The 4054-nt window shown below is 42.7% G+C and carries 3 protein-coding genes; all 3 read left to right on the top strand.

What is annotated here, in order from left to right; translation table 11 throughout:
• Positions 1-1852, top strand: a 1852-nt coding sequence (gene purL / locus ACP45E_RS16805) for a phosphoribosylformylglycinamidine synthase (protein WP_083251611.1), incomplete at its 5' end; no start/stop codon positions are given.
• 171 nt (positions 1853-2023) lie between these two features.
• A complete protein-coding gene (locus ACP45E_RS16800) occupies positions 2024-3583 on the top strand; it encodes a sensor domain-containing diguanylate cyclase (RefSeq protein WP_026026730.1) in 1560 nt (519 codons plus the stop codon).
• A gap of 147 nt (positions 3584-3730) precedes the next feature.
• Complete coding sequence (locus ACP45E_RS16795) at positions 3731-4036, top strand: DUF3622 domain-containing protein (protein WP_017034202.1); 306 nt, start codon at positions 3731-3733, stop codon at positions 4034-4036.
• The last annotated feature ends 18 nt before the right edge of the window (positions 4037-4054 follow it).

Here is a 4054-nt window from a genome sequence, read left to right as displayed (position 1 = left end):
TCTTGGTGAGCGTACGCCAGTGGCACTTCTAGACTTCGGCGCATCGGCTCGTCTAGCGGTTGGTGAAGCAATCACTAACATCGCAGCGACCAACATCGGCGATATCAAACACATTAAACTGTCGGCTAACTGGATGTCTCCAGCAGGTCACCCAGGTGAAGATTCAGGTCTTTACGAAGCAGTGAAAGCGGTTGGTGAAGAACTATGTCCAGCTCTGGGTCTAACTATCCCAGTGGGTAAAGACTCAATGTCGATGAAGACTAAGTGGGAAGAGAATGGCGAGCAGAAAGAAGTAACGTCTCCGCTATCTCTTGTTATCACTGCGTTTGCACGTGTTGAAGATGTTCGTAAGACAATCACTCCTCAACTGCGCACCCCTGATAACCTTGAAGGACTAGGTAATACAAGCCTAGTTCTTATCGACCTAGGTAACGGTAAAAACCGTCTAGGTGCAACGGCACTGGCGCAAGTTTACAAGCAGCTTGGTGATAAACCAGCAGACGTAGACAACGCAGCGCAACTAAAAGGTTTCTACGAAGGCGTTCAAGTACTTGTAGCGAACGACCAAGTTGTCGCTTACCACGATAAAGGCGATGGTGGTCTATTCGTAACGCTAGCAGAAATGGCGTTCGCAGGTCACTGTGGTGTTAACGCTGATATTGCAGCGCTTTTATCTGCATCAGAGAACAGCGAAGATACGCTTGCGGCACTCTTCAACGAAGAACTGGGTGCGGTAATCCAAGTACGTAACGATGACCTAGATGCAGTACTTGCTACTCTTGCAGAAAACGGCCTAGAAACGTGTTCACATGTCATTGGCAGCGTTGTTGGTGAAGGGGAAGCATCTGATGAGCTAGTGATTAAGTCAGGCGCAGACGTTGTAATCCAGCGTAACCGTACTGAACTACGTACTATCTGGGCTGAGACAACGCACAAGATGCAAAGTCTACGTGATAACCCAATATGTGCTGACCAAGAACACGAAGCGAAGAAAGACAACTCAGACCCTGGTCTAAACGTTAGCCTAAGCTTTGATGTAAACGAAGATATTGCAGCGCCTTATATTAACCTAGGTGCTAAACCTAAGATGGCAATTCTACGTGAGCAAGGTGTTAACTCTCACGTTGAAATGGCAGCAGCGTTTGACCGTGCAGGCTTCAAAGCGACTGATATTCACATGAGCGATATCCTAACGGGTCAAGCGGTTCTAGAAGAGTACAATGGCCTTGTGGCTTGTGGTGGCTTCTCTTACGGTGACGTACTAGGCGCTGGCGAAGGTTGGGCTAAATCAGTTCTATTTAACGACTCTACACGTGACCAATTTGAAAACTTCTTCAAGCGCGAAGATACTTTCTCTCTAGGTGTGTGTAACGGTTGTCAGATGTTGTCTAACCTACGTGACCTAATCCCAGGCGCTGAGTACTGGCCACGTTTCGTTCGCAACGAATCTGAGCGTTTTGAAGCACGTTTCAGTCTAGTTGAAGTTCAGAAGTCTGATTCTGTATTCTTCAATGGCATGGAAGGTTCTCGTATGCCAATCGCTGTTTCTCACGGTGAAGGCCGCGTAGAAGTGCGTGACAACGACCACCTAAACGCGATTGAAAATTCAGGTACAGTTGCCCTACGTTACGTTGATAACAACGGTAACCAAACGCAGCAATACCCGAACAACCCGAACGGTTCGCCAAACGCTATCACTGGTTTAACAACCACTGACGGCCGCGTGACAATCATGATGCCTCACCCAGAGCGTGTATTCCGCACGGTTGCAAACTCTTGGTCTCCAGAAGGCTGGGGCGAGAATGGTGCTTGGATGCGTATGTTCCAAAACGCACGTAAGAACGTAGGCTAACGATTAGGGTAAATTGATTTAGTTTAAAATTAGCAATCGCCACTCATTGAGTGGCGATTTTTTTTAAAATGAAGATGCTGAATAATGTCAGTATTGGCTTAAATTGACATGTTAAATAGATAAAAAATCTACTAATGTAATAGGAGGCAATGTCAAAGGAGTACATACATAATGCCTGTCTCGACTTGGAGTATGAGAGCGCTGTCAGCACTTATGTCGTTAGTGATTGTGCTCATGTTTCTTTGCGCCTACTTTGCCTTTAAATATTTGTGGTCATATGAAAATGCGCTGACTCAAGTTGAAATGATTCACAATAAAGAAGTGAACCAAGTCAGTGCCATGCTTGATTTTGCTAAAAACGATCTAGAAGGTATTCTTAAAGATAATGCTGCGTGGGATAGCATGGGTGAGTTTGCGAGCAACGGAAATCAAGAGTTTCTTAATGAGGATTTAAATATCCATACTCTCGCTTCTATGGGGTTAACGGCGGTCTTTATTTTTAATCCTAATAAGGTGTTAATGTATGGTGTTCGATATGACCGTCTAGCAAAAAGGGAAATCCCTGTCGGTAGTGACCTTTCTCATTATTTTGATCAATTACTCAAGCTTGGTTCGATGACTTCTAAAGATGAGCTAGAAGTGAATACAGGGTTGGTTGCGTTTGAAAACCAGGCTTACATCTATTCACTTTCTCGAATTTGTGATTCTGATGCTAAAAACTGCCACAGTGGTTTCGTTATTTTTATAAGCCAATTAGAGCCTGACTATGTTCAGTTGATTAAAAAGACAGCGGGTTTAGATGTGTCGATCAACATACTCGATCTCACCAATGATGATGACAGCAAAAATATAGGCAATCGTTCTATCAGTGAACTCATCTATTGGGATCCAATATCCAATTTAAATATAAATATTCAAGTCACTCATAGTATCGATAAGCCTGAATTTTTTGATTCTGATGAGTTGAGTCTTCTTGTTATCTTTGCAGCGACACTTTTTGCAATGAATTTTTTCTTGGTTCATAAATTGACATTACCGATTAAACAAGCGCGTAAAGCATTTATTGATTTTTCTCAAAAAGGTAAGCCTTTGCCAGACAAACAAGCCTTTCTTTCTCGTGAAATGAAGGATTTTTTTTCCGCTATTAATAAGCTTTTTAAAGAGATAGACATCAAGCAAAAAGAGCTAAAGTGGCAGTCTGAGCATGATTTCTTGACTGGGCTAGCAAACAAACGGTTATTGGAAAAAATCACGACAGAATGGAGTGAAAACCCCAAGATTCGCTATTTGGCACTCTTTATGATCGATATTGATTCATTCAAACTTTATAACGATAATTATGGGCATTTGGCAGGTGATAGAGCTTTGCAGCGCGTTGCCGCAAGTATTGATAGGGACGTGTATGCCGAAAATAAAATCTTGTCACGTTTTGGTGGAGAGGAGTTCTGCATGGTTATTGCTTCTTCGATTCCGCTTGATGCCAATACGGTGGCGAAACAAATGCACAAGAACATAGCGTCGGAATCGATTGTTCATGAATATTCAAAAGTTAAAGATATATTAACGGTAAGTATTGGGGCGGTTTGCTGTGAATGTGATTCAAAAGAGAGTTATTACAGCTTGATCCATAAAGCCGATAAAGAACTATACAAAGCAAAAGCCAGTGGACGGAATGGCTCTTGTATTGTAAAAAGCGGTGAGACTTCAGGTTTATCTATTAACGCTTTTTGAATGTATTTCAGCGAATAAAACAGCAGCAAATCTTTTGTATTTGTGCTCTAATACCGCGCTTACCAAGGGATGGTTTTAAACGCGCTCAATATAGATAGAATTCTTAGCGTTGGGCAATCCCTGATTTAATCCCTTAGGAATACAAAAATGGCTACAAATAAAAAATTTGCTATCCGCTTAACTGAAAAGCGTACTGGCTGGTCTGCGGAAATTACGCGCCAAGTAACATCTCGTAAAGTAGTTGTTTCAAAACGTGAAATGGGTTTTGAAACCGAAGAGCAAGCACAAGCTTGGGCTGAAAAAGAGCTAGCTGGTTTTGTTAAAAATCAAGCTGAACGTAACGAGCGTAAAGGGCAGCAGCGTCAAGAGCGTGAAGAACGTGAAGCAGCAGCGGCTCGTGAAGCTGAACAAAGAAGAGAAGCTCGTTTTGCTGCTGAAGACGACGCAGAGTAATTTCTGAACTCAATATAA

It is taken from the genome of Vibrio genomosp. F10 str. 9ZD137 (assembly GCF_049974785.1).
Classification (GTDB): Bacteria; Pseudomonadota; Gammaproteobacteria; order Enterobacterales; family Vibrionaceae; genus Vibrio.
Note: the sequence above shows the minus strand (reverse complement) of the source record. Positions and strands in the feature narration are given on the sequence as shown.